The organism is Cellulomonas fengjieae (assembly GCF_018388465.1).
GTDB classification, from domain to species: Bacteria; Actinomycetota; Actinomycetes; order Actinomycetales; family Cellulomonadaceae; genus Cellulomonas; species Cellulomonas fengjieae.
The window spans coordinates 947,478-973,728 of sequence record NZ_CP074404.1 but is presented as its reverse complement, the minus strand read 5'-3'; the positions used below and the strand labels follow the sequence as shown (position 1 = coordinate 973,728).

The window sequence follows — 26,251 nt, the reverse complement described above, 5'->3', positions numbered from 1 at the left end:
GCCATGAGGCCAGGATGACCGACGATCCGATCAGGCACAAGAAGTAACCGACCTGAGGAGCGCCGTGACCCAGACCACCACGTCGGCGTCAGCCGGCATGCAGCTGCGCGGACGAGGAATCCTGCTGCTCATCACCCTGTGCGGCGCCGCGTTCCTGGAGGGCATCGACATCGCGATGTTCAACATCGCGCTGCCTGCCATCCGCGCGGACCTCGTCCTCGAGACGACCGAGCTCCAGTGGATCCTCAGCGGGTACGTGATCGCCTACGGAGGGTTCATGATTCTCGGCGGTCGGATCGGCGATCGATTCGGACGCCGACGTGTCTTCCTGGCCGCGCTGGCGGTGTTCATCGCGTTCTCGATGTCGGGCGGCCTCGCCGACGAGGGCTGGATGCTGGTCGTCGCACGGTTCGCGACCGGGATCACGGCGGCGTTCATGATGCCCGCGGGGCTGGCCATCATCAGCACCGGCTTCGCCATGGGCGCCGCGCGCAACCGCGCCGTCCTCATCTACGCCGGGATCGGTGCCGCGGGGTTCTCGCTTGGCCTGATAGCCGGAGGGCTGCTCACGGCGATCGGCTGGCGCTGGGTGTTCTTCGCGCCGGTCACGCTCGGCGTCGTCATCCTCATCGCCGGACTGGCACTCCTCCCGCGCGACAGCACCGATCTGGACCGCACCCCGTTCGACGTGCCCGGCGCGGTGCTGCTGACCGCCGGGATCGTGCTGACGGTGCTCACGGTCGAGCAGGCGGCACACGGGCTCGGGCCGGTGGTCGTCGTCGCGGCCACGGGTGCAGCCGCTGCCATCGTCGCGTTCGGCGCGCGGCAGCGGCGGGCTCCGTTCCCCCTCATCCCGAAGGTGTTCCTCCGGTCCCGCCCGCTGCTCCGGGCCTACCTCGGCGCGGCCTCGCTGGCGGCCGGCTTCGCGGGGTTCCAGTTCATCGTGGTGCTCTATCTCCAGGAGCTCCGCGGCTGGACGGCACTGCAGACGGCTCTCGCGATGCTGGTGCTCGCGATCGACGCACTCCTCGCCCCGACGCTGACGCCGAGACTCGTCTCCCGGTACGGCACCTGGCCCGTGGCGATCGGAGGACTCGCGCTCGCGGTGGTGTCCTATGCCCTGTTCCTGCCCGTGGCCCCGGACTGGACCTACGCGATGATGTTCCCGAGCTTCCTCGCCCTCGGCCTGGCCTTCACCTTCGCCTACGGGCCGTTGACGATCGCCGCGACCGACGACGTCGCCGACGAGGACCAGGGTCTGACCAGCGGCATCCTGTACACCTCCTTCCAGTTCGGCGCCGCTCTCGGGCTCGCCGCGGCCAGCGCAGCGCTGACCGTCGTTGCGGAGGCGGGCGGCGCGCCGATGGCGGCCTACCGGACGGCTCTCTGGGTGCCGCTCGGCATGGGGCTGCTCGGGGTCGCGGCCGTCGTCGTCGCGCGCCCGAACCGACTCGACCGCCCGGGCGGGCCATCGGCGCACCAGCGTGAGGCACGAGAGACCGGTCCTCGTGAGTGCGTCGGCAGCTCCCACTGACCTGGTCCCTGGCCACCTCGACGACGGCGGTGGCCGGTGCCCGTAGGACGACGAACGGCCCGGCCCTCGCGGGACCGGGCCGTTCGCTCAGATCAGGACGGCGCCCTTCGACGCCGACTGGACGAGCTTCGCGTACTTGGCGAGCACGCCGCGGGTGTACGTGGGAGGCAGCGGCGCCCAGCCGACCTTGCGCGCCTCGAGCTCCTCGTCGGAGACCAGCAGGTCGAGCGTCTCGTTCGCGACGTCGAGCCGGATCCGGTCACCGTCCTTGACGAACGCGATCGGTCCGGCGTCGACGGCCTCGGGGGCGACGTGCCCCACGCACAGACCCGTGGTGCCGCCCGAGAACCGGCCGTCGGTGAGCAGCAGGACGTCCTTGCCCAGGCCGGCGCCCTTGATCGCGCCGGTGATGGCGAGCATCTCGCGCATGCCCGGGCCACCCTTGGGCCCCTCGTAGCGGATGACCACGACGTCACCGGCGACGATCGTGCCGTCCTCCAGCGCGTCCATCGCCGAGCGCTCCCGGTCGAACACGCGCGCGGTCCCCTCGAACACGTCCGAGTCGAACCCGGCGGACTTCACCACGGCACCCTCGGGCGCCAGCGAGCCGTGCAGGATCGTGATGCCACCCGTCTTGTGGATCGGGTTGTCGAGCGCGCGCAGGATCTTGCCGTCCGGGTCCGGCGGGTTCACGTCGGCCAGGTTCTCCGCGACCGTCCTGCCGGTGACCGTCAGGCAGTCCCCGTGCAGCAGGCCCGCGTCCAGCAGAGCCTTCATCACGACGGGCACGCCGCCGATGCGGTCGATGTCGTTCATGACGTAGCGGCCGAACGGCTTGAGGTCGCCCAGGTGCGGGACCTTGGCCGCGACGCGGGAGAAGTCGGCGAGCGTGAGGTCCACCTCGGCCTCGTGCGCGATGGCCAGCAGGTGCAGGACCGCGTTGGTCGAGCCGCCGAACGCCATGACGACGGCGATCGCGTTCTCGAACGCCTCCTTGGTCATGATCTGGCGAGCGGTGATGCCCCGGCGCAGCATCTCCACGACGGCCTCGCCGGACTTGTGCGCGTAGGCGTCGCGGCGGCGGTCGGCCGACGGCGGCGCGGCCGAACCGGGGATCGACATGCCGATCGCCTCGGCCACCGACGCCATCGTGTTCGCGGTGTACATGCCGCCGCAGGCGCCCTCGCCGGGGCAGATGGCGCGCTCGATGCGGTCGACGTCCCCGCGGCTCATGAGCCCGCGGGCGCAGGCGCCCACCGCCTCGAACGCGTCGATGATCGTGACGTCCTTCTCCGTGCCGTCCTCGAGCTTGACCCAGCCCGGCGCGATGGTCCCGGCGTACAGGAACACGCTGGCCAGGTCCAGACGGGCGGCGGCCATGAGCATGCCGGGCAGCGACTTGTCGCAGCCGGCCAGCAGGACCGAGCCGTCGAGGCGCTCGGCCTGCATCACGGTCTCCACCGAGTCCGCGATGATGTCGCGGCTCACGAGCGAGAAGTGCATCCCCTCGTGGCCCATGGAGATGCCGTCGGACACCGAGATGGTGCCGAACTCAAGGGGGTAGCCGCCGGCGGCGTGCACGCCCGCCTTGGCGGCCTGGGCCAGCCGCTGCAGCGACAGGTTGCAGGGCGTGATCTCGTTCCAGGAGCTCGCGACGCCGATCTGCGGCTTCGCGAAGTCGTCGTCGCCGAGGCCGACGGCACGCAGCATCCCGCGGGAGGCCGTCGCCTCGAGGCCGTCGGTGACGGTGCGCGAGCGGGGCTTGATGTCGACGGCTGGAGCCGAGCTGCTGGGGGCGTTGTCGGACGTCACGGTCATGCCTGCGAGTGTAGGACTGCGTCCGCACGCGGCTGCGCGAGGGTCACCCTGCGGACGAGCGGCGCGCGTCAGCGCGGTGGGGCCGTGGACCCGCGCTCGACGAGCGACGTCGTGAGCTGGATGTGGGTCTGCTCGACCGGCGCGCCGTCCATGAGCGAGATGAGCAGCGCGATGGCCGCGGCACCCATCTGCTGGATCGGCTGGTGCACCGTGCTGAGCGGCGGGTTGGTCAGCGCGGACTCCGGGATGTCGTCGAAGCCGATGATCGAGAGCTCGCCCGGCACGTCGAGGCCCAGGGCACGGGCGATCTCGAGCGTCCCGATCGCCGACAGGTCGTTGGCCGCGAAGATGGCGGTCGGCCGTTCCGGCAGGGTCAGCAGCTCGCGGGCCGGCTCGTGCGTCGAGTCCTTGCGGTAGTCACCGGCCCGGACCAGCCCCGCGTCGACCGGGATGCCGGCGTCGGTGAGGGCCTTGCGGTAGCCGGCCTCGCGCAGCCGGGAGGACTCGAGGTCCGAGCGGCCGCCGATGAAGCCGATCCGGCGGTGTCCCAGCGCGAGCAGGTGCTCGACCGCCTGGACGGCGCCGGTGAAGCTGTCGGAGTCCACGGTGGGCAGCCCCGACGGCCCCGCGTGCGGGTCGATCGCGACGACGGGGACACCCGCACCGGCCTCCAGGACCGTCGGGGTCACCAGGACCGCACCGTCGATCAGCGTGCCGCTGAGCCGGGACAGGTAGCGACGTTCCCAGCCGACCCCGCCGGTCAGCTGGCCGCCGGTGTAGGCCAGGAGGGCGTAGCCGGAGTCGCCCAGGCCGATGGAGGCACCCTTGAGGATCTCGGCGGAGAACGGCTCGAACTCGGCGACGAGGATGCCGATCACGTTGGTCTTGTGGGACCGCAGGCTGCGGGCCACGAGGCTCGACTCGTAGCCGAGCTCCGCGATCACCGCCTGCACGTGCGTCGTCGTCCCGCTGGCCACGCCGTAGCGCTCGTTGATCACCTTGGAGACCGTCGCGGTGGAGACGCCCGCTCGCCGTGCGACATCGGTGATCGTCACCCGTGGACCCATGGGCCAGAGCGTACTGCAACTAAAACGTTATCGATAACGTTTGCCATGGCGCGGATTCACCGGATCTCAGTTCCCGGGGACCTGTCCCCGAACGCCCGGGTGCTCATCCTGTCGGCTGGTACTCGAACCTGTCCAGGTGGACGGTCGTGCCGGTCGGTCGGCCGTTGCTGGTGGCGTACACGCCGACCCACAGGCCGAGGAACCCCCCGGTCGCCACGGAGTCCAGCACGCGGCCGTCGAAGGTCGCCACCGGCAGGGGATCGCCGTCGTCCACGCCCGCGAGCAGCGCGTACTCCTGACCGCGGGCGCGCACGGCCAGCACCACCGCACCGTCACCCGGCAGCGGGACCTGCCCGAGCGTCGACTCGACGCCCGCGTGGCGGTGCACGGCGACTGCCGATCGCTCGGCACCGGATCCGGTCACGTACAGCCGCACGTGGTGGGCCTCCGACTGCCGCACCGCGAGACCGACCTCCTCCCCCGGGCCCACGGCGGCCCGGACGACGGCGCGCACGTCGACGTCGGCGTGCTGCTGGCGCACCCCGAGGAACGCCGGCGTGCTCGGGTCGCGCAGGCTGCTCGGGAGCATCGTCAACCGCCACCCGTCGCCCGTCGACGACGCGAACGTGCTGGCGGGTGCCCGCAGCGAGGTCCAGCGCAGGTCGTCGGGCGCCACGATGCCCGACGTGGTCGCCTGCGCCGGGCCCGGCCTCGGCGTCCCCGCGAACGGCACCTCGACCTGGGCGGTGACCCGGCCGCGGCCGGGCGCGAACACCGGCCACCCGTCCTCCCAGGTGACGGGGACCAGGAACGTCTCGCGGCCGAGGTTGTAGTGGTAGCCGCCGTACGGACGCATCCCCAGCAGCACGGCCCACCAGCTGCCGTCCGACGCCTCGACGAGGTCGGCGTGCCCGACGCCCACCACCTCCGACCCGCGGCCCAGGTGGCGGTGGGTCAGGACCGGGTTGCCCCTGCTCCCGACGTACGGTCCGGTCACCGCGTCCGCCCGGGCCACCGAGACGGCGTGGTGGAACTCGGTGCCGCCCTCGGCGGCGAGGAGGTAGTACGTACCGTCGACCTTGTACAGGTGCGGGGCCTCGGCCCAGACGACGTCGCGCAGCGCACCGTTCCAGACCACGTGCTCCGGCCCGACGAGGGCCATGGCCACGGGATCGAGCTCCCTGACCCAGACCTCGGTCTGGTCGTGCCACTGCGGCTCGCGTGCCAGCCGCGTCCCGTGCACCCACACGCGGCCGTCGTCGTCGAAGAACAGGGACGGGTCGATGCCGTCGGCATCCAGCCACACCGGCGCCGACCACGGCCCGGCCGCGTGCTCCGCGGTCATCAGAAAGTTCCCGCCGCGCGTCGCGTCCTGCTGGTCGACCAGCGTGCAGATGAGCCAGAAGCGACCGTCGTGGTGCCGCAGCGTCGGGGCGTACAACCCGCCGGAGGACGCGATGCCCTCGTAGTCCAGCTGGTCGGACCGGTCGACGACGTGACCGATCTGCTGCCAGCCGGCCAGGTCGCGGCTGTGGAAGACCGGCAGCCCCGGGAAGTACTCGAAGGTCGACGTGACGAGGTAGAAGTCCTCACCGACCCGGCAGATCGACGGGTCCGGGTAGCACCCCGGCAGGAGCGGGTTCCCGACGAGGCTCACGCGGCGACGACCTTGACCTCCACCGTCCGGGGGTCCGTCGTCGTGACCTCGTGCACGTCGCCGGTGATCTCGACCGACGCCCGCGGGGTGGCCGTGCCGGGGATCTCGCGGTTCTCGGTGGCCCGGCCGTTGGAGATGACGCCGCCCGTGGACTCCTTGATGCCCGTCCCGGACCGGGAGGCGGCCGCGTGCGAGCCGATCCAGACCTCGACGTCACCGGGTTCCACGATCCGCACCATGCGCCGGTCGGAGAATGCAAAACGCATCGTCGGCACCGCGAACGTCACCCGGCTCGAGGCGCCCGGCTCCAGCTCGACGCGCGCGTAGCCCAGGAGCGCCGCCACCGGCCGCGCGATCGAGCCGCGCACGTCGTGGCCGTAGAGCTGCACGACGTCGGTCCCCGCCACGGAACCCGTGTTGGTGACGGTCACGGCTGCCGTGAACGTGCCGCTGGAGCAGACGGTCGGGTCCACGGTGAGGTCGGAGTAGCCGAACGTCGTGTACGACAGCCCGAAGCCGAACGGCCGCGCGGGCGTGGAGTCGGTCGACGTGACGTCGGACGGCCCGCCGAGGATGGGATGCAGGTAGGAGTAGGGCTGCGCGCCGGTCGACCGCGGCATCGAGACCGGCAGCCGCCCGGAGGGGTTCACCGCACCGGTGACGACGTCGGCGACGGCCAGGCCGCCGCCCTCGCCGGGGAAGAACGCCTGCAGCACCGCGGCCGGCCGCGTGTCGCCGTCCAGCGCCCAGCCGACGGCGTAGGGGCGGCCGGTCAGCATCACCATGACCACCGGCGTGCCGGTCGCCACGAGCGCCTCGACGAGAGCGCGCTGCACGCCGGGCAGCTCCAGGGACTCCACGTCGTTGCCCTCCCCCACGGTGCCGCGACCGAACAGCCCCGCCTGGTCACCGACGACCACGACGGCGACGTCGGCGCCCTCGGCAGCCGCGACGGCCTCGGCGAACCCGGAGGTGTCCGTGCCGTCGACGGTGCAGCCCTCGGCGAAGACCAGCTCCGGACGGTCCAGGCCCGCACCCGCGAACGCCTGCTCGAACCCCTCGAGGACCGACGGGATCTCGAAGCCGAGCGGCAGCTCCGGGTGGTGGGCCAGGACGTGGTTGGCGAACGAGTAGCAGCCCATGAGCGCCTCGGCGCGATCCGCGTTGGGACCGACGACCGCCACGCGCGCCGGAGCCTGCGGCCACCCGTTGAGCGGCAGCACGCCGTCGTTCGTCAGCAGGACGACGGACTCCTCGGCGAGACGGCGTGCGAGCGCCTGCTGGTGGGGCGAGTCGAGGTCGATGTCCGTCGGCGGCTCGTCCTCGAACGCGTCGGGGTCGAGCAGGCCAAGCTCCTCCTTCTGCGCGAGCGCTCGCAGGACGGCCCGGTCCACGAACCCCTCGTCGAGCGCGCCCGACCGGACACGCTCCGCCAGGGGCGCCAGGTAGGCGTCGCCGGTGGGCAGCTCGATGTCGATACCGGCCTCGAGGGCCAGCGCGGCCGCCTCGCCCCGGTCCGCGGCGATGGAGTGCATGACGTGCAGGAACGCCACGGCGAAGTAGTCCGCGACCACGACGCCGTCGAACCCCCACCGCTCGCGCAGGATGGACGTGAAGTACTCCACGCTCGAGGCCATGGGCACGCCGTCGATGTCGACGTACGCGTTCATCACCGACCTGGCTCCCCCCTCGAGGATCGCCATCTCGAACGGCGGGAGGTACACGTCCGCGATCTCGCGCGGACCCGCGCTCACCGGAGCGTGGTTGCGCCCCGACTTGGAGCCGGAGTACCCCACGAAGTGCTTGAGCGTGGCGTGCACGCCGGACTCCTGCAGCCCGCGGACGTACGCGGTGCCGATGGTGCCGACGAGGTACGGGTCCTCGCCGATGCACTCGTCGACCCGACCCCAGCGCGGGTCACGGATGACGTCGAGCACCGGGGCCAGGCCCTGGTGGATGCCCAGCCGGCGCATCGACTCGCCGATGGCGACCGCCGAGTCGTGCACGAGCTCGGGGTCGAACGAGGCGCCCCACGCCAGCGGCGTCGGGTAGGTGGCCGCCTGCCACGCGGCGAGGCCCGTGAGGCACTCCTCGTGCACCAGGGCGGGGATACCGAGCCGGGTCTCCCGCTTGAGCCGGCGCTGCTCCGCCCACAGCCACGCGGCGCGCTCGGCCGGGTCGACGGGGCGGGTGCCGTACACCCGGGTGTAGTGGCCCAGGCCGTTGCGCGTCACCTCGCCGAGCTCCGCCGACGCCGGCTGCCCGGCCGCCATCTCCGACTGCATCGGTGCGACGGTGCCGTTCTGGTCGAGCCAGTAGCCCACGAGCTGGGCCAGCTTCTCGTCGAGCGTCATCTGGGCGTGCAGCGCGCGCACGCGCTCGGACACGCGAGGCATGGCGGGTACGGCGTCGACCACGGGGTACTTCTCCTTCGTCATGGCATTGGAGTGCATCCGTGCGGGCGACGACACTCGCGTGCCGCCGCGCGCGCGACCGGGATACGGCTGTGGTCAGCCCTTGACCGCGCCGGTGAGGCCACCGACGATGCGACGCTCGAAGAACGTGAAGAACAGGAGCGCAGGGATCATCGACAGGGACGTGAACGCCAGCACGCGGGCGGTGTCCACGGAGTACTGCGACGCGAAGGCCTGGACCCCGAGCGGCAGCGTGTACATGTCCTCGTTGTTGAGGATGAACAGCGGGAGCATGTAGCTGTTCCAGCTCGCGATGAAGGCGAGGATGCCGACGGTCACGACGCCCGGGACGGACAGCGGGATCACCATGCGGAAGAAGAACCCGAGCCGGCTGGCGCCGTCGATCGAGGCGGCTTCCTCGAGCTCCTTGGGGATGGCCCGCAGGAACGGCACCAGGATGATGATCGTCGTCGGCAGGCCGAACGCGATCTGCGGCAGGATGATCCCCGCCAGGCTGTCGCTCAGGCCGAGGCCCCGGATCATGATGTACAGCGGCGTGATCGCGACCGTCATCGGGAACATGAGCCCAGCCGCGAAGAGCGAGTACATCGCGGCCCGGCCCGAGAAGTTGTACCGGGCGAGCACGAAGCTGGCCGCCACACCCAGGACGACCACACCGGCGGCCGTGAAGATGCCGCAGATCACCGAGTTGGAGACCTGGCGCCAGAACGTCGAGCTCTGCAGCACCTCGGCGTAGTTGACGAACTGCCACGTGGTCGGGAACCCCGACGGGTCGACGGTGATCTCGGCGTTCGTCCGGAAGCCGCCGAGGATGATGTAGAGCACGGGCCCGATGCAGATGCCCACGAGCGCGAAGGCGACGACGTAGGTCACCCAGCTCGCCGCGGACAGGCTCGGCCGGTTGCGCTCACGCGCCGGGCGCGGCGCGGTCGGGTCCAGCGGGGGCGCGGTCATCGTCGCCATCACTTCTTACCTTCCGTGAGAGCACCCTCGGTGTCGCGCCTGAGCACGAACCGCTGGTAGGTCAGGGCGACGATGAGCGAGATGATGAACAGGATCAGGGCGACCGCGTTGCCGAAGCCGTAGTTCGCCGCGTTGCGGCCGTTGACCACCATGTAGGTGGCCATCGTCGACGTCCCCGCGGTCGCGGCGACGTACTGGCCCCAGATGATGTAGACGAGGTCGAACAGCTGCAGCGCTCCGATGATCGACAGGAACGCCCAGATCCGGATCGTCGGGCCGAGCAGCGGCAGGGTGATGCGCCGCTGGGTCTGCCAGTAGGAGGCGCCGTCGATCGCCGCGGCCTCGAAGAGCTCCTCCGGGATGCTCTGCAGGCCCGCGAGGAACAGGATCACCGCGAAGCCGATGTACTTCCACGTGATGATCAGCATCAGCGACCAGATGGCGATCTTGGGGTCCGACAACCAGTCGACCGTCCAGCTCGGCAGCCCGATCTTGACCAGCAGGTCGTTGACTGCGCCGTTGGTCTGGAGCATGAGGCTCCAGCCGGTGCCGACGATGACCTCGGAGATCACGTACGGCACGAAGATCAGCACCCGCACCAGCGAGCGCCCGCGCATCTTCTGGTTGAGCAGGAGCGCGAGGAGCACCGCGGCCGGTCCCTGCAGGACCAGGGACAGCACGACGATGACGAGGTTGTGCCGCAGGGCGTCGTGGAACGTCGGGTCCTGCAGGATCGTGACGTAGTTCTGCAGACCGACGAAATCGGTCGGCGGGCCGAAGCCCTTCCACTTGAAGAAGCCGTAGTACGCCGCCAGGACGACGGGGAACATCACGAACGTGACGAACATCAGGATGGCGGGGCCGGCGAGAAGCGTGATCTCGAAGCGCTGGCGCCAGTTCGGCCCCGCGGTCCGGCGGGCCGGGGACGGTGCCGCGTGGGCACCGTCCCCGACCGCCGAGGAACCCTCGGGCGAGGAGGTCACGGCGAGGTTGCCCTCACCCAAGGAGTCACTCATGGTGCGTACTACTCCTTCGCAGCGGCGTCGGCGACGCCCTTGACGATCGCGGCCGAGTCACCCTGGCCGGCGAGGAGGTTGACCACGCCGGCGTTCAGCGCGTTGCCGACGTTCTGGCCCAGCAGGGTGTCCAGCCACAGCGACACGTACGGCGCAGACTGGTAGGCCTCGAGGACCTGGACGAGGGCGGGGTCGGTGACCTCGGCCTGCGCCTCGGCGGAGGCAGGCAGGGTCTGGAACGCCGTGGCGTAGCCGTTCTGGTACTCCTTCTGCATCGCGAAGTTCAGGAACTCCGAGCACTCGGCCGGAGCGTCCTTGGAGCAGGAGAAGCCGTCCTGGCCACCCATCATGGCGCCCGCTCCACCGTCACCGCCGTCGATGGCCGGGAAGGGGAACCAGCCGAGGTCGGCCAGCGGCTTCGTGTCCGGCGTCAGGGAGGCGATCACGCCCGGGTTCCAGGCGCCCATGAGCTCCATCGCGGCCTGGTGGTTGGCGATGAGGCCGGCGGACGAGCCCGCGCCCGTCTGCGCCGCCGTGGTGAGGAAGCCCTGGTTGAACGGCTCGGTCGCGGCGAAGTCTGCGAGCTCGTCGCCCGCCTTCTGCCAGCACGGGTCGTCGAAGTTCATCTCCGTGGCGACCTTGTCCAGCGTGTCCTGCGAGCAGGCACGCAGCGCGAAGAAGTAGTACCAGTGCGCGGCGGGCCAGGCGTCCTTGGCGCCGAGGGCGATCGGGGCGATCCCCGCGGCCTTCAGCTTGTCGACCGCGGCCGAGAGGTCCTCGATGGTCTCGGGGGTCTCGGTGATGCCGGCCTGCGCGAACAGGTCCTTGCTGTAGTACATGCCGCCGGGCAGGACCGACATCGGCATGCCGTAGATCTTGCCGTCGACCGTGAAGGCGCTGAACGCTGCGTCCGAGAGCTGCGACTTGGTCGCCTCGTCGACGACGATCTCCTGCGCCTGGCCGGCCTCGACGACGTCGGCCAGCTTGCCGCCGCCGCGCGCCATGAAGATGTCGGGCGCGTCGCCCGAGTTCAGCGCGGTCTGGAGCTTGCCGTCCATGTCCTCGTTCTGGATGGACTGGATCTTGATCTTCACACCCGGGTTGGCGGCCTCGAAGTCCTTGACCGTGGCCTCCCAGTAGGCCTTGCCGTCACCGGTGGTCGAGTTGTGCCAGAAGGTCATCTGGGTGTCGCCCGAGCCGCCGCCGCCGCCGTCGTCACCGTCGCCACCGCTACAGGCCGTGAGCCCCGCGAGACCCATCACCATGGCGGCAGAGACCGCCAGGAGCTTGCGAGCAATCATGAGATCTGTCCTCTTCGTCGAGTTGCACAGAGTGGAAAGCTGGCCCCTTGCGGGCGATGCGCTGCCGCCGTAGCCACAGCGGGTGCCGCCTGCGCTGCCCGCGCTGCCGTCACCACCACGGGCCGGCATCCCTGCCGGTACCGCGCCCGCCTCGCAAGGGCGGCACCACCTCGGGGGTGGTGCAGTCTCTTTCGTCAACACACGCCCGGTCTCCGCTGACGGTGGGGCGCAGTCGCCACTCTGACATCCGTCCCGGGCGATGGTCAAACGTTATCGATAACGTTTTACTAACGGGACGATCTCGACTGCGAAGCGCTCGACTACAGGACGTGCGGCGGTGCTAGCTGCTGTCGCGCGCCTGCCACGTGCAGACGCACACCTCGTTGCCCTCGGCGTCGGCCAGCACCGTGAACGCCGGTGCCCGGTCGTCGCTGACCAGGTGCCCGCCCGCGGCGATCGCAGCCGCGATGCGTTCCTCGGCCTGGTCGTGACCGACCGTGATGTCGAAGTGGATCCGGTTGCGCTGCCGCCGTGGCTCCTCCATCTGCTGGAACCAGATGGCCGGGCCGATGCCGGCCGGGTCGGTCACCTCGTCGTCCGAGGTCACGTCGTAGGCCATGACCGCCGCCCAGAACGGCTGCACCGCCGGGATGTCGAGCGCGTCGATCGCGATCTCGAGCATCTCGCTGCGCTGGGCGTCACCCGTCACGCCGAGCTCGTCCGCGATCGCGCTCACCGTCGCGGCGAGGTCGACGTCCCGCTGCGTCAGGCCGCCCGCGTCGTGGCTCGTGGTGGTCACCGTGACCTGTCCCCACCGGAGCACCACGTCGGGGTGGTGGTTCGCCTCGTCCGCGGCGGCGGCGATGCGCGAGACGAACGCTGCGGCGGTGGTGAAGTCGGGCGTCGAGAACGTCGCCCGAAGCGACTGCAGGAGGACGCGCCAGTGGCGGGGGTCCACCGCAGCCGTGACGTCGCCGTGGCGCAGGAGTGTGGTGTCAGCCATGGCGCCCACCCTGCCATCGGCGGCCGACACCCGCCCGGCTCAGTGCTGCAGCGCCGCTTCCCCCGGGGAGTCGGCGCCCGCGCGGATGTGCCGCGTCACCCACGGCGCCAGCGCGAACATCGCCCCCGCGAACACGAGCGCCACCAGGCCGATCGTGCCGAAGTACGCGGTCGGCGAGGCGTCCGGCGTGGACTGGATGACCTGGGCGGCGATCGCGTTGCCCGCGGACGGCGCCAGGAACCACAGGGCCATGGCCTGCCCGCGGAAGGCCCGCGGGGCCAGCAGCGTGGTGGCGGCGAGGCCGACCGGGGACAGGCACAGCTCACCGACCGTCTGGATGACGTAGACGGCGACCAGCACCCAGGCCGGCGTCTTGCCGCCGTCCGCCAGCCACGACGCACCCGCCAGGAACACGAAGCTCAGGGCGGCGAAGGTCAGGCCCAGGGCGAACTTCACCGCCGTCGGCGGGCGGTCGTCGAGCCGGATCCACAGCCAGGCGAACAGCGGCGCCAGCAGGATGATGGTGGCCGGGTTGATGGACTGGAAGAGCTCGGGCGACAGCGACAGGCCGAAGAGGGACAGCTCCGTGTTGTCCTGCGCGTAGGAGGCGAGCGTGCTGGCCGCCTGCTCGAAGATCATCCAGAAGATCATCGCCGCGACGAAGAGCGGGATGTACGCACGCAGCCGGGTCCGCTCGTTGGCGGTCACCTTGGGCGAGCGGAACATGACGATGAAGGTGGCGACGGGGGCCGCGAGCGCGAGGTAGGAGATCGCGTCGATGAACGTCGAGAGCCCGAACTCCCCCCGGACGAGTCGCGCGACCGCGAAGGCGAAGGCGATCCCCGCGAGCACCACGAGCACCAGCCGGACCACCGCGGGGCGGTCCTGGGCGGTCATCGGGTTGGGCGGCACGTCGCCCGATCCACCCAGGTACTTGCGCCCGGCGACGAAGAACACGAGCGCGATCGCCATGCCGACGGCGGCCACGGCGAAGCCCGCGTGGTAGCCGCCGATCGCCCGGGCGGCACCCACCAGGAAGGGGGCGGACAGCGAGCCGATGTTGATGCCCATGTAGAAGATCGAGAAGCCGGAGTCGCGGCGGGGGTCGTCGCGGTCGTACAGCTCGCCGACCATGCTGGACACGTTCGGCTTGAGCAGCCCGGTGCCCAGCGCCACCAGCACGATGCCCAGGTAGGAGAACAACGGCGCGGGCAACGTCAGGAGCACGTGTCCGGCGGCGATGATGATGCCGCCGTAGAGCACCGAGCGCCGCGCGCCGATGACGCGGTCAGCCAGCCAGCCGCCGAGCACGGACAGCAGGTAGACCGACGACCCGTAGATGGCGACGAGCGCCTCGCCGGACGTCTGCTCGACGCCGAGCCCGCCGTTCGCGACCGTGTCGGTCAGGTAGAACAGCAGGATGGCGCGCATCCCGTAGTAGCTGAACCGCTCCCACAGCTCGGTCCCGAAGAGCGTGAACAGACCGAGAGGCTGACCGAAGAACGCCCGGTCGCCCGGAAGCGTGCTGCGCTTCTGCGCGGCCGGTGCGGTCCCGTCGACCTGACCGTTACCCTCTGCGCCACTCATGAAACCATCGTGACACGGCCCTCGAGGTCCGGCCCAACCCGCCCGGACGGCGGCCGGGAGGTGCTGCGGCTACCGTCGCCGGGTGGCCACGATCCTCTGGTTCCGCCGCGATCTGCGGCTGGCGGACAACCCTGCGCTGGTCACCGCGGTGGAGCGCGCCGCGTCCTGCGACGACGAGGTCGTGCCCCTCTTCGTGGTCGACCCGGCTCTCTGGCGGCCCTCCGCGGCGCCGCGAGTGGCGTACCTCACGCGCAGCCTGCGGGCGCTGGACGAGTCGCTCGGCGGGCGGCTCGTGGTGCGGCACGGGACGCCGTCCGAGGTGCTGCCGGCGGTCGCGCGCGAGGTCGCGGCGGCCGCCGTGCACGTCACCGCGGCGACCGAGCCCTACGGCCGGCGCCGCGACGACGCGGTCGAGCGGGCGCTGGACGTCCCCCTGGTCCCGACCGGCTCGCCGTACGCGGTCGCACCGGGCCGGCTGACCACCCAGGCGGGGACGCCGTACCAGGTGTTCACCCCGTTCCGCGCGGCCTGGCTGGACCACGGGTGGCACGCTCCCGCCCGGCAGCCCCAGGACGTCCGGTGGGCGCAGGTCCGCTCCGACGGCATCCCCGACGAGCCGACGACGGACGTGCGGCTGCCCGCGGCCGGTGAACGCGCCGCCCGCGCCCGCTGGAGCGCGTACGTGCAGGACGGGCTCGAGCGGTACGGCACCGAGCGCGACCGCCCCGACATCGACGGCACCTCGCGGCTCTCGGTCCCGCTCAAGTACGGCGAGCTGCACCCGCGCACGCTGCTGGCCGACCTGGCGGCGTTCGGGTCGGACGTCGCGACCTTCCGGTCCCAGCTGGCCTGGCGCGAGTTCCACGCCGACGTCCTGTGGCACCACCCCGGCGCGGCGCGCAGCTCCCTGCGCGAGGTGGTGCCGCCGGACGCGTGGGACCCGGGCGACGCCGCATTCGACGCCTGGGCGGCCGGGCGGACCGGCTACCCGATCGTCGACGCCGGCATGCGCCAGCTGCGCGCGCTCGGCTGGGTGCACAACCGGGTCCGGATGGTGGTGGCGTCGTTCCTGGTGAAGGACCTGCACGTGCGCTGGCAGCGGGGCGCCCGGTACTTCATGGAGCGGCTGGTGGACGGGGACGTCGCACAGAACCAGCTCAACTGGCAGTGGGTCGCGGGCACGGGGCGCGACGCGGCGCCCTACGTCCGGGTGTTCAACCCCGTCACGCAGGGCGAACGGTTCGACCCCGACGGCTCCTACGTGCGCGAGTGGGTCCCCGAGCTGCGGCAGGTGCCCGGGCGCGCGGTGCACCGCCCGTGGACGCTGGGGCGCGCAGCTCCCCCGGACTATCCGCCGCCGATCGTCGACCACGCCGCCGAGCGCCGGATCGCCCTCGACGACTTCCGCCGAGGGCCGGTCTGACACCACCTCGATCCGGTCCTGACACCATCGAGGGTTGACGTGACACCATCGTGGTGTCACGCTGATGCCATGGAACTCGGACAGTACGTGAGCGACCTCCAGCGCCGGCTGGTGGACGCGGCTGACAACGGCAACGACGACACCCGGGCGGCGGCCGAGCGGCTCGTCGCCGGGCTCGACGCCGCGACGCGCCTGGTGCTGCTCGACGTCCTGTCGGCGGCGGCCGGCGAGATCACCCGCGACCTGGCTCCCGGCTCGGTCGACGTGCGGCTTCGGGGGCGCGAGATCGAGTTCGTCGTCGCGCAGCCCAGCACCGAGCCCGACACCGACGACTCCCCCGCGGCGCCCGTCGACGTCGACGACGTGAGCACCTCGCGCACGACGCTCCGCCTTCCCGACGCGCTCAAGGTGCGCGTGGACGAGGCGGCTGCAGCCGACGGCCTGTCCGTCAACACGTGGCTGGTCCGTGCGGTCGCGGCTGCCCTCCAGCCCAAGCAGCGACGGTCGGCCCAGCGCGCGCTCCGCTCCGGCGACAGCTTTGCCGGCTGGGCGCGTTAGCCCCAGCTCCCCACAGCCCCACCAGCCACGCGGACCCGCGGGGCCGGACCAGCACACCCTCACACAGGGAGGCCTCGCCATGCCCAGCTACCAGACCCCGACCCCGATCGACCTGGCCGTCAACGTGCAGGTCGGTGAGATGCAGGTCGTCGCCGGCGACCGCACCGAGACCGTCGTGACGGTGTCGGCCACCAACCCCGCGAAGGCGGGCAACCGCAGAGGCGCAGAGGAGACGAAGGTCGACTTCGACGGCACGCGGCTCACGATCACGGGCCCGCGGCCCCGCCTCGCCTGGATCGGTGCCGGCCCCGACGACTCGGTCGACGTCCTGGTCGAGCTGCCGACCGGGTCGCGGTTCACCGGTGAGATCGCCATGGGTGCGGTCCGCACGATCGGGCGCCTCGGGGCCACCCGCATCAAGAGCTCGATGGGCGACGTCGAGGTCGACGCGACGGGCGACCTGTGGCTGCGGGCCGGGCACGGCAGCGTCAGCGTGGGCACCGCCGACGGCACCGCCGAGATCACGGCCGACCACGGCCAGATCCGGATCGGGACCGTGACCGACGACGCGATCCTCAAGGCGGCGCACGGCTCCATCCAGGTCGAGCGGGCCGCCGGCGACCTCGAGGCGAAGCTGTCCTACGGCGACCTCGAGGTCACGACGGCGCTGGGCTCGGTGGCGGCGAAGACCGCGTACGGCAGCATCCGGCTCCGCGAGGTCTCCAGCGGCTCGATCCAGATCGAGAGCGGCTACGGCCAGGTCACCGTCGGCATCTCCCCCGGGGTCCCCGCCTGGCTCGACCTGTCCTCGAAGAGCGGCCACGTGCGCAACCAGCTCGACGGCGACCGCGGCCCCACCGGGTCGGAGCAGGCCGTCGCGGTCCGCGCGCGCACCCAGGCCGGCGACATCCACATCCAACGCACCCGGTGACCGAGAGACCGAACAGGAAGGAGCACGACACATGAACACCAGTGAGCCTGCGATCCGTGTGCAGGGCATCGAGAAGTCCTTCAAGGAGCTGCACGTCCTGCGGGGCGTGGACCTCGAGGTCGCGCCGGGCAGCATCTTCGCCCTGCTCGGCTCGAACGGGGCCGGCAAGACCACGATGGTGCGGATCCTGTCCACCCTGCTGAAGCCGGACGCCGGCACGGCAGAGGTCAACGGGTTCGACGTCATGGCGGACCCGCTGCAGGTCCGGGAGTCGATCAGCCTGACCGGGCAGTTCGCCGCGGTCGACGACATCCTCTCCGGCAAGGAGAACCTGGTGCTCGTCGCCAGGCTGCGCCACCTCCCGGACCCGGGCCAGATCGCGGACACGCTGCTGACGCGGTTCGACCTCGCGGAGGCGGGGTCGCGCAGGGTGGCCACGTACTCGGGCGGCATGCGCCGCCGGCTCGACATCGCGATGAGCCTGATCGGCCAGCCGACGGTGCTCTTCCTCGACGAGCCGACCACCGGGCTCGACCCCGAGGCCCGCCTCGAGGTCTGGCAGGTGATCACGGAGCTCGCCACGCAGGGCACGACCGTCCTGCTGACCACGCAGTACCTCGACGAGGCCGAGCAGCTGGCGGACCGGATCGCGATCCTGCACCAGGGCCGCATCATCGCGGACGGCACCCTGGCCGAGCTCAAGCGGCTGCTGCCGCCGGCCACGGTCGAGTACGTCGAGAAGCAGCCCAGCCTCGAGGAGATCTTCCTCGCCCTCGTCGGGAAAGACGCCACGACCGAGCCCAGTGAGGACCTGTCATGACCACCACCCACTTCGTCAGCGACACGGTCGACCTGACCGGCCGATCCCTGCGCCACATCACCCGCAGCGTGGACACGATCATCACCACGGCGCTCACCCCGATCGCCCTCATGCTGCTGTTCGTCTACGTGTTCGGCGGGGCGCTCCGGTCCGGCGCCGACAACTACGTCAACTACCTGCTGCCGGGGATCCTGCTGATCGCGATCGCGTCGGGCATCGCCTACACGGCGGTCCGGCTGTTCACCGACCTGCAGAGCGGGATCTTCGAGCGGTTCCACTCCATGCCGATCTCGCGCCCGTCCGTGCTGTGGGCACACGTGCTGACCTCGATGGCGTCGAACGGGATCACGGTCGTGATCATCGTGCTGGTCGGCCTGCTCATGGGGTTCCGCACCTCGGCGGGCGTGCTCGCGTGGGTGGCCGTCGCCGGGATCCTGGCGTTGTTCACGCTGGCGCTCACCTGGCTCGCCGTCATCGCCGGCCTCTCCGCCAAGTCGGTGGACGGGGCGGCGGGGTTCTCCTACCCGCTGATCTTCCTGCCGTTCATCAGCTCGGCGTTCGTCCCCACGGACACCATGTCCGGTCCGGTCCGGGCCTTCGCGGAGAACCAGCCGGTCACGTCGATCGTCAACTCGATCCAGGCGCTGTTCGCCGGGCAGCCGGTCGGCAGCGACCTCGGGGTGGCGCTGGCCTGGTGCCTGGGGATCCTCGTGGTGTCCTACGCCTTCGCCATGCGGATCTACCGGCGCAAGATCAGCTGACCGCGCACCCCGCCGTCGCCCCGTCGAACGTCCCCCGCGGGCGCCCGGCGGGGCTGCCCCGTTCCTACGTCGGGATCTGGGACGCGCGGAACTCGTCCTCGAGCAGCGCCATCATGATCGCGTCGCAGAACCCGGGGCCGTCGCGGTAGGCGTCGCGCCTGCGGCCCTCGATGCGGAACCCGAGGTTCTCGTACAGCGACGTGGCCCTCGTGTTGATGCTCAGCACGTCCAGCCCGACGCGGTGCAGCCCCAGGCCGTCGAACGCCAGGCCGAGCATCAGCTGGATCGCCTCCGTGCCGTAGCCCCGGCCCCGGTAGCCGGGACGCATCACCAGGCGCAGGCTGGCCGACCGGACCGCCTCGTCGATGTCGTCGAGCACGATCTCGCCGAGGTACTCGTCGGCACCGTTCGCGGTCACCGCCAGGTCGATGCGCCCCTCGGCGGACTCGATGGAGCTGCACCAGGCGTCGATCTGGGGCCGGGAGAGGAGCTGCGTGGTGCCGGTGAGGCGCATCCCCTCGGGGTCGCTCACCGACTCCCACACGGCGTCGGCGTCGCCCGCCCTGATGGGGCGGAGCACGATCATCTCCCCCTGGAGCGTGGGCTTGTCCATCAGTTGCCTCCTGTCGCCGCGGCGAACGCTACGGCCCGGGTATGGCCGGGACGTTACCGGCGGGTCACGACGCCCGGTCAGCCCCCGACCTGGATGCGCTCGAGCAGCAGCTCGCGGACGCGCCCGGCGTCGGCCTGACCGCGGGTCGCCTTCATCACGGCTCCGATGATCGCGCCGACAGGTCCCAGGTTCCCGGAGCGGATCTTCTCCGCGATGTCCGGCTGTGCGGCCAGGGCGGCGTCGATGGCCTCGAGCAGGGGGCCGTCGTCCGAGACGACCTCGAGCCCGCGCGCGACGAGCACCGTCTCCGGGTCCCCCTCGCCCGCCAGGACGCCCTCGAGCACCTGCCGGGCCAGCTTGTCGTTGATCCGGCCCTCGTCGACCAGCTTCTGCAGCTGACCGATCTGGCCCGGCGTCACGGGCAGCTCGGCCAGCTCGACCTCCTGCTGCTTGGCGGTGCGGGCCAGCTCGCCCATCCACCACTTGCGTGCGGCGGCCGGGCTCGCGCCCGCGGCGATCGTGGTCTCGATGAGCTCCACGGCACCGGCGTTGACGACGTCGCGCATCTCGGCGTCGGCGTAGCCCCACTCGCCCTGCAGCCGGCGGCGCCGGGCCGCGGGAAGCTCCGGCAGGCCCGCGCGGATCTCCTCGACCCAGGCGCGGTCCGGCGCGATCGGCACCAGGTCCGGCTCCGGGAAGTACCGGTAGTCCTCGGCGTCCGACTTCACGCGCCCGGAGGCGGTGGTGCCGGTGTCCTCGTGCCAGTGCCGCGTCTCCTGGATGATCGCGACGCCGTCGTCGAGCACGCCCGCCTGGCGGCTGACCTCGTAGCGCACGGCCCGCTCCACCGACCGGAACGAGTTGACGTTCTTGGTCTCCGTGCGGGTGCCCAGCGGGGAGTCGGGCGTGGGCCGCAGCGACACGTTGACGTCCGCGCGGACGTTGCCGCGCTCCATGCGGGCCTCGGAGACCTCCAGCGCGCGGAACAGGTCGCGCAGGGTCTGCACGTACGCGCGGGCCACCTCGGGCGCCCGGGCACCGGCGCCGGTGATCGGCTTGGTGACGATCTCCACGAGCGGGATGCCGGCGCGGTTGTAGTCGACCAGCGAGTACTCGGCGCCGTGGATGCGCCCGTCGGAGCCGCCGATGTGGGTGTTCTTGCCGGCGTCCTCCTCCATGTGCGCGCGCTCGATCTCGACGCGGAAGATGCTGCCGTCGTCGAGCTCGACGTCGACCCACCCCTCGTAGGCGATGGGCTCGTCGTACTGGGACGTCTGGAAGTTCTTGGGCACGTCCGGGTAGAAGTAGTTCTTCCGGGCGAACCGGCAGGTCTGCGCGATCGAGCAGTTCAGCGCCAGACCGATCCGGATCGCGTACTCCACGGCCAGGCCGTTGACCACCGGCAGTGCGCCGGGCAGCCCCAGCGAGACCGGGGTGATCGAGGTGTTCGGCTCCTCGCCGAACCCGGCCGGCGCGCCGTCGAACATCTTGGTGGCCGTCCCGAGCTCGACGTGCACCTCGATGCCGATGACCGTGTCGTAGCGCGCGACGGCGTCGTCGTAGTCGACCAGCGTGCTCACGGTGCTCACTTCTGTGCCTCCAGCGCTGTTGCCAGTTCAGGTGCCCGGGCCAGCAGCGGCCCGCCCCACTCGTTCTCCAGCAGCGCCTCGAGCGCGGCCCCCACGCGGTACAGCCGGTCGTCGGCCTTGGCCGGTGCCAGCACCTGGAACCCGACGGGCAGGCCGTCGTCGGACAGCCCGCTCGGCAGCGACAGGCCGGGCACGCCCGCCAGGTTGGCCGGGATGGTCGCGACGTCGTTGAGGTACATCGCCAGGGGGTCGTCCAGCTTCTCCCCCAGCTTGAACGCCGTGGTCGGCGCCGTCGGGGAGACCAGCACGTCGGCCGCCTCGAACGCGGCGGTGAAGTCGCGCTGGATGAGCGTGCGGACCTTCTGCGCCGAGCCGTAGTAGGCGTCGTAGTAGCCGGCCGACAGGGCGTAGGTGCCCAGGATGACCCGGCGCTTGACCTCGTCGCCGAAGCCCTGGCCGCGGGTGGCGGCCATGACGCGCTCCGCGGTGGGGTTGTCCTCCGGGACGACCCGCAGGCCGAACCGCATGCCGTCGAACTTGGCCAGGTTGCTGGACGCCTCGGCCGGCAGGATCAGGTAGTACGCCGCGAACGCGTACGTGAAGTGCGGGCAGGAGACCTCGACGATCTGCGCGCCCGCACCACGGAGCAGCTCGAGGGACTCCTCGAACCGCGCGAGGACGCCGGGCTGGTAGCCCTCGCCCTGCAGCTCGCGGATGACACCGACGCGCACGCCCGACAGGTCCGCGTTGGCGCCCTGCTGGGCCGCGGCGACGAGCGCGGGCAGCGGCTCGTCGATCGACGTCGAGTCGCGGGGGTCGTGGCCGCCGATGAGCTCGTGCAGCAGCGCCGAGTCGAGGACCGTGCGGGTCACCGGGCCGGCCTGGTCGAGCGAGGACGCCAGCGCGATGAGCCCGTAGCGGGACACCCCGCCGTAGGTGGGCTTGACGCCGACCGTGCCGGTGACGGCCGCGGGCTGGCGGATCGAGCCGCCGGTGTCGGTGCCGATGGCCAGCGGGGCCTCGTAGGCGGCGACCGCCGCGGCGGACCCGCCCCCGGAGCCGCCGGGGATCCGGTCGAGGTCCCACGGGTTGTGGGTGTTGCCGTAGGCGGAGTGCTCCGTGGAGGACCCCATGGCGAACTCGTCCATGTTGGTCTTGCCCAGGATGGGCAGGCCCGCCGCCTTGATCCGCTCGACGATCGTGGCGTCGTACGGCGGGATCCAGCCCTCGAGGATCTTCGAGCCGGCGGTGGTCTCCAGGCCCTGGGTGACGACGATGTCCTTGACGGCGATCGGCACGCCCGCGAGCGCGTGCAGCTCCTCGCCGGCCGCGCGGCGGGCGTCGACGTCAGCGGCCACCGCGAGGGCCGCAGTGTCGCTGACCTGGAGGAACGCGTGGACGGCGGGCTCGACGGCCGCGATCCGGTCGAGGTGCGCCTGCGTCACCTCGACGCTCGACACCTCCTTGGCGGCCAGCTTCCGGGCCAGCGCGGCGGCGGACAGCCGCGTCAGGTCGGTGCTCTCGGGGCTCACGCGTCCTCCCCCAGGATCTGCGGGACCGCGAACTTGCCGTCGATGGCCGACGGCGCAGCGGCGAGCACGGCGTCGCGGTCGAGGACCGCCACGGGCACGTCGGGTCGGAAGACGTTGGTCAGCGGCAGGGGGTGGCTGGTGGCCGGCACGTCGGGCGTGGCGATCTCGCTCACGCGGGCGACCGACTCGACGATGACGTCGAGCTCGCCCGCCAGGCGGTCGAGCTCCGCCGGCGTGAGGTCGATCCGTGCCAGGCCCGCCACGCGCGCGACCTCGTCGCGAGAGAGGGTGGACATGGAGCCGAGTCTAGTCAGCGGTGCGGCGGCCTCCCGCCGCATCAGATACCTCCCCCGCTGCGCAGTTGTGCGTATGTCGACCCCGACCCGTCCCCCGTGACAGTGGATCCGTCCACACAGCAGCGGGAGGAGGTCGGCCATGGCGGCGTTCGCGGACCACGTGCTCGCCCAGCTGCACGACCCCGCCGCGATGACGGCCCTGCTCACCGGGGCGCCCGCCGCGACCTACCCGCGCCTGGTGCGGCTCGTGGACGAGGTCTACGAGACCGAGGGCGTCGAGCTGGACCGGATCACCGGCGCGACCGTGCTGTCGGTCCGGCCCGAGCACCGCCTGACCGCCGCCGACCGCGTCGCCCTCACCTGGACGCAGGCGCAACCCAGCCACCTGACCGCGGACCTGCGCGGCCTGGTCGAGCGGGTGGGCGCCGAGGTGTGGGCGGACCTGTACGTCACCGTGCTGCTCGACGTGGTGGCGGCGCTGGACCCCGGCGGGGTCGAGTCGGCCGTCACGCGCGCCATCGACGACGTCACGAGCCTGGCCGACTTCCGGTCCCGGTTCCGCTACCTCGACCTGGACGACTTCCTCGCGCGCCGCCGGATCAGCACCGTCGAGCAGCTGCGCGCGTCCGCCGAGTACGTCCTGGCCGAGGTCCGGTTGCGTCCCGCGCCCCCGTTCGACCCGGCGGACCCCGCCAACGCCCGCACCATCACGCTCGACGTCGCGCTCGCGGTGCTGGACGACCGCGACCTCGTCGGCGGCCTGCGGGCCGCACGCCGCCTGCGCGCGGCGGGGGCCGCGGGCCCCCCGGGCAGGGCCGATCCCACGCTCGGCCGGCCGGTCCGGCCGTTCGCGGTCGCGGTCGTCCTGCCGGCCACCGCGCCCGCGGGGCAGCCGGACGACACCGCCGTCGACTCCCTGTACGCCTCCGCGGGCGTGCTCCCGCTCTTCGCGAGCCCGCCGTGAGGCGCCGCCCGCCCCCGGCACGGGGTCGCCGACCCCACGCCGCGCCAGCACCCGCTCTCCACGAAGGGACACGACCATGACCGTCCGGTACGTCCGGGTGAACCCGGTCTCCGACATGTTCGCGCCGGCCGTGCGCGCCTACGGCAACGTGGCGGTCGTCGGCAGGGTGACGCCACCGGCGGCACCGCCGGCCGACCTCCTCGCCGTCGGCGACGCCGTCGTCTTCACCGACCCCGCCGAGGCGCGCCGTCGCGCACCGGGCGCGCTCGGTGACGCGATCTCGCTGGCCTTCAACCAGATCCCCGGACCCACGCAGGTCACGGGCGTGCGGGTCGACACGGCCGCGCCGGACTGGGCGCTCGCGCTCGACACGCTCTCCACCCGGGACGTGCAGATCGTCACGCTCGCGGACACGCCGCTCGACACGGCCGCCGCGGCTGCCGGGGGTGCCGTCCGCGCACTGGCCGACCACGTGGTCGGCGTCTCCAACACCGGCGGCGACGGCCGGGAGCGCATCGGCGTCGCCATGCTGGAGAAGGCCGCCACCGACCCGACGATCGTCTCCGGCGCCCTCGCCAGCGAACGCATGGTGTTCGTCGCCCACAAGAGCGACGAGGACGTCGCGGCGGCCGTCGCGGGCACGATCGCGGGCTACGAGCCGCACGTCTCCCTGCTGCTCAAGCCGGTCAAGACGTCGAGCGAGGCGTTCACGGCCGCGGAGATCGACCAGCTCAACGGCTCCGAGACGTTCGCATCCGGTCCTGCCGGGCAGGGTGTCAACTGGCTGGTCGACCCCGCGCTCATCCCCGGCCAGGGGCTGTACCTGGGCGAGGGCTACACGGGAGACCCGGGCGGCGGCAAGAAGTACATCGACGTCGTGCGCACGATCGACAACGTCTCGTTCCTGCTCAAGGCCCAGCTGATCCGCACGATCGGCAACGTCCGCGTCAGCCGTTCCGGCCTGCGCACCCTCGGTGCCCAGCTCGAGGCGGTCCTGGACCCGCTCGTCCGCCAGGGGGTGATCGAGGGGTACGACGTGATCATCCCGATCCTCGGACTGCTGGACAAGCCGGTCCGCACCGCCGCCGAGGACCAGCAGGTGGACGACGCCCAGTCCCAGCGGGTGGTCGAGGTCCTCGTCGCCGTCGACTACGCCGGCGCGATCCACCGCGTCGCGCTGACCCTCAAGTTCGAATAGGAGATCGCCATGCCCGACTGGAACACGCGGCTCGAGGTCAAGCTCGGCACGACGACGATCACGCCGATCACGAGCATCTCCCCGACCTTCGGGGTGCCGCACACGGTCCTGCACAGCATCGAGTCCGACAACGTCGGGGTCATCCGGCAGCCGGTGACGATCACGTTCACCATGGCCGTCCCCGCGATCGCCACCGCGGTCGCCGACCTCACCGAGCTCGCGCTGACGGGCGGCGAGTTCGAGATCGCGGTCACCGAGAAGGACGGGGAGGACTGGGCGTTCAAGGCGCTCAAGTTCAGCCGCTGCCTGGTGACCAGCGCGACGCCCAGCAACGTCGTCGTGGACGGCGTGCCGCAGGCGAACTTCACCTGCATGGCGCTCACCGTCGGCATCGAGGCCTGACGTGGACGGCGACGACCTCGACCTGGACGGCGCGACCCGCGTCGAGCGCACCGGCATCGCGCTGGTGCACGAGGGCGAGCTCGTCGTGCCGGCGCCGGGTGCCGCCGCGGACCTGGTGACCGCGCGCGGAGCCGACGGTGAGGGACCGACGGAGGTGCACTACTGGTTCCCCGTGCAGATCGAGGTCGTCGGCCTGGACGACGCGACCGCCGGCACCGTCGTCGCCCGCGTCTTCGACGAGCTCGGTCGTGAGCTCGGCGCGCGGGGGTGAGCCGTGAGCGTCCTGTCCGGGAACCCCCCGGTCCTCGTGGGCCCCGTCCCGCTGTTCGCGGTGCAGTCGATGGTGCTGTCCGACGGCTACAAGATCGAGCGGGTCATGGGCAGCCGGTTCCTCCAGGCGCTGGCTCCCACAGCCAAGACGATCCAGATCGAGGCCGTGCTGATCGGTCAGGAGCGGCTGCTCATCAAGAAGGCGCTGGAGACGCTCGCGCTGGCCACCCGGTGGACCGCCGCGGCCGCCGCGCCGGCGCTGGCACTGGCCGGCATCCCGGTCGTCGCCGGCATGACCGTCAGCACCGACATGCAGATCACCGACCTCAAGTTCACGCACTCGGTGAGCAAGCGCGAGGCGCTCGACGTGAGCATCACGCTCGTCCACGTGCCCCGCTCGGCGATCGCCGAGCTGGCCGGCGAGGCGCTCGACCTCGCACTCGCCGTCGCGACGGCCGCCCTGCCGTCGTCGCCCCCGCCCAACCCGGTCACCCGGGCCCCGGGCCCCTGACC

General features: G+C 71.7%; 24 protein-coding genes. 11 read left to right on the top strand and 13 right to left on the bottom strand.

From position 1 onward, the window contains the following. Positions 1 to 64 precede the first annotated feature (64 nt). Positions 65 to 1,534, top strand: coding sequence for an MFS transporter (locus KG102_RS04450; protein WP_208289460.1), 1,470 nt, complete (start codon positions 65 to 67; stop codon positions 1,532 to 1,534). A gap of 87 nt (positions 1,535 to 1,621) precedes the next feature. Here the strand turns inward: KG102_RS04450 and ilvD are convergent, their stop codons facing one another. The 9 genes from ilvD to KG102_RS04405 all read right to left on the bottom strand — a co-directional run bounded on the left by ilvD (position 1,622) and on the right by KG102_RS04405 (position 14,381). Next, positions 1,622 to 3,352, bottom strand: a complete 1,731-nt coding sequence (gene ilvD, locus KG102_RS04445) for a dihydroxy-acid dehydratase (RefSeq protein WP_208289461.1) — start codon at positions 3,350 to 3,352, stop codon at positions 1,622 to 1,624. Positions 3,353 to 3,420: 68 nt separating this feature from the next. After that, complete coding sequence (locus KG102_RS04440; protein ID WP_208214623.1) at positions 3,421 to 4,419, bottom strand: LacI family DNA-binding transcriptional regulator; 999 nt, start codon at positions 4,417 to 4,419, stop codon at positions 3,421 to 3,423. Positions 4,420 to 4,522: 103 nt separating this feature from the next. After that, positions 4,523 to 6,076, bottom strand: coding sequence for a glycoside hydrolase family 43 protein (locus KG102_RS04435; RefSeq protein WP_208289462.1), 1,554 nt, complete (start codon positions 6,074 to 6,076; stop codon positions 4,523 to 4,525). Beyond that, the gene (locus KG102_RS04430) at positions 6,073 to 8,514 is read right to left on the bottom strand and encodes a beta-xylosidase/alpha-l-arabinosidase (protein ID WP_208289463.1); all 2,442 of its coding nucleotides are present in this window, start codon (positions 8,512 to 8,514) and stop codon (positions 6,073 to 6,075) included. Before KG102_RS04430 ends, KG102_RS04435 begins: the two co-directional genes overlap by 4 nt. Positions 8,515 to 8,586: 72 nt before the next feature. Further along, complete coding sequence (locus tag KG102_RS04425) at positions 8,587 to 9,474, bottom strand: carbohydrate ABC transporter permease (RefSeq protein WP_208214626.1); 888 nt, start codon at positions 9,472 to 9,474, stop codon at positions 8,587 to 8,589. Further along, entirely contained in the window at positions 9,474 to 10,490 is a 1,017-nt protein-coding gene (locus KG102_RS04420; protein ID WP_208214627.1) for a carbohydrate ABC transporter permease, read from the bottom strand. Before KG102_RS04420 ends, KG102_RS04425 begins: the two co-directional genes overlap by 1 nt. 8 nt (positions 10,491 to 10,498) lie before the next feature. Beyond that, entirely contained in the window at positions 10,499 to 11,791 is a 1,293-nt protein-coding gene (locus KG102_RS04415; RefSeq protein WP_208214628.1) for an extracellular solute-binding protein, read from the bottom strand. 340 nt (positions 11,792 to 12,131) lie between these two features. Beyond that, positions 12,132 to 12,794 carry a 4a-hydroxytetrahydrobiopterin dehydratase gene (locus KG102_RS04410; protein ID WP_208289464.1) on the bottom strand — a complete coding sequence of 221 codons (663 nt, stop codon included), beginning with the start codon at positions 12,792 to 12,794 and terminating at the stop codon, positions 12,132 to 12,134. A gap of 39 nt (positions 12,795 to 12,833) precedes the next feature. Beyond that, complete coding sequence (locus KG102_RS04405; RefSeq protein WP_208214630.1) at positions 12,834 to 14,381, bottom strand: peptide MFS transporter; 1,548 nt, start codon at positions 14,379 to 14,381, stop codon at positions 12,834 to 12,836. 82 nt (positions 14,382 to 14,463) lie between these two features. Between KG102_RS04405 and KG102_RS04400 the strand changes: the two genes are divergently transcribed. The 5 genes from KG102_RS04400 to KG102_RS04380 all read left to right on the top strand — a co-directional run bounded on the left by KG102_RS04400 (position 14,464) and on the right by KG102_RS04380 (position 18,874). Beyond that, positions 14,464 to 15,804 (top strand): cryptochrome/photolyase family protein, encoded by a 1,341-nt coding sequence (locus KG102_RS04400; RefSeq protein ID WP_208289465.1) that lies wholly within the window; start codon positions 14,464 to 14,466, stop codon positions 15,802 to 15,804. 69 nt (positions 15,805 to 15,873) lie between these two features. After that, positions 15,874 to 16,362: a histidine kinase gene (locus KG102_RS04395; protein ID WP_208214632.1), complete on the top strand. Its 489-nt coding sequence runs from the start codon at positions 15,874 to 15,876 to the stop codon at positions 16,360 to 16,362. Positions 16,363 to 16,441: 79 nt separating this feature from the next. Continuing rightward, a complete protein-coding gene (locus KG102_RS04390) occupies positions 16,442 to 17,293 on the top strand; it encodes a DUF4097 family beta strand repeat-containing protein (RefSeq protein ID WP_208289466.1) in 852 nt (283 codons plus the stop codon). 31 nt (positions 17,294 to 17,324) lie between these two features. Then, entirely contained in the window at positions 17,325 to 18,113 is a 789-nt protein-coding gene (locus KG102_RS04385) for an ABC transporter ATP-binding protein (RefSeq protein WP_208289467.1), read from the top strand. Continuing rightward, positions 18,110 to 18,874: an ABC transporter permease gene (locus KG102_RS04380; RefSeq protein WP_208214635.1), complete on the top strand. Its 765-nt coding sequence runs from the start codon at positions 18,110 to 18,112 to the stop codon at positions 18,872 to 18,874. Before KG102_RS04385 ends, KG102_RS04380 begins: the two co-directional genes overlap by 4 nt. 64 nt (positions 18,875 to 18,938) lie before the next feature. On the opposite strand, the gene KG102_RS04375 is transcribed toward KG102_RS04380, so the two are convergent. The 4 genes from KG102_RS04375 to gatC form a co-directional block, all read right to left on the bottom strand. Beyond that, positions 18,939 to 19,487, bottom strand: a complete 549-nt coding sequence (locus tag KG102_RS04375) for a GNAT family N-acetyltransferase (protein ID WP_208214636.1) — start codon at positions 19,485 to 19,487, stop codon at positions 18,939 to 18,941. 77 nt (positions 19,488 to 19,564) lie between these two features. Continuing rightward, a complete protein-coding gene (gene gatB / locus KG102_RS04370; protein WP_249667472.1) occupies positions 19,565 to 21,067 on the bottom strand; it encodes an Asp-tRNA(Asn)/Glu-tRNA(Gln) amidotransferase subunit GatB in 1,503 nt (500 codons plus the stop codon). A 5-nt stretch (positions 21,068 to 21,072) separates the two neighbouring features. Then, positions 21,073 to 22,608, bottom strand: coding sequence for an Asp-tRNA(Asn)/Glu-tRNA(Gln) amidotransferase subunit GatA (gene gatA / locus KG102_RS04365; RefSeq protein ID WP_208214638.1), 1,536 nt, complete (start codon positions 22,606 to 22,608; stop codon positions 21,073 to 21,075). Then, the gene (gatC, locus tag KG102_RS04360) at positions 22,605 to 22,904 is read right to left on the bottom strand and encodes an Asp-tRNA(Asn)/Glu-tRNA(Gln) amidotransferase subunit GatC (RefSeq protein WP_208214639.1); all 300 of its coding nucleotides are present in this window, start codon (positions 22,902 to 22,904) and stop codon (positions 22,605 to 22,607) included. The genes gatA and gatC overlap by 4 nt, the downstream gene beginning before the upstream one ends. A gap of 139 nt (positions 22,905 to 23,043) precedes the next feature. Between gatC and KG102_RS04355 the strand changes: the two genes are divergently transcribed. From KG102_RS04355 to KG102_RS04335, 5 genes are all read left to right on the top strand, one after another. Next, the gene (locus KG102_RS04355; RefSeq protein ID WP_208289468.1) at positions 23,044 to 23,868 is read left to right on the top strand and encodes a hypothetical protein; all 825 of its coding nucleotides are present in this window, start codon (positions 23,044 to 23,046) and stop codon (positions 23,866 to 23,868) included. Between the two features lie 76 nt (positions 23,869 to 23,944). Beyond that, the gene (locus KG102_RS04350) at positions 23,945 to 25,066 is read left to right on the top strand and encodes a hypothetical protein (protein ID WP_208214641.1); all 1,122 of its coding nucleotides are present in this window, start codon (positions 23,945 to 23,947) and stop codon (positions 25,064 to 25,066) included. Positions 25,067 to 25,075: 9 nt separating this feature from the next. Further along, the gene (locus KG102_RS04345) at positions 25,076 to 25,468 is read left to right on the top strand and encodes a hypothetical protein (protein ID WP_208214642.1); all 393 of its coding nucleotides are present in this window, start codon (positions 25,076 to 25,078) and stop codon (positions 25,466 to 25,468) included. A 1-nt stretch (position 25,469) separates the two neighbouring features. Next, the gene (locus KG102_RS04340) at positions 25,470 to 25,739 is read left to right on the top strand and encodes a hypothetical protein (RefSeq protein WP_208289469.1); all 270 of its coding nucleotides are present in this window, start codon (positions 25,470 to 25,472) and stop codon (positions 25,737 to 25,739) included. Between the two features lie 3 nt (positions 25,740 to 25,742). After that, positions 25,743 to 26,249 carry a hypothetical protein gene (locus KG102_RS04335; protein ID WP_208214644.1) on the top strand — a complete coding sequence of 169 codons (507 nt, stop codon included), beginning with the start codon at positions 25,743 to 25,745 and terminating at the stop codon, positions 26,247 to 26,249. Positions 26,250 to 26,251: the final 2 nt, after the last annotated feature.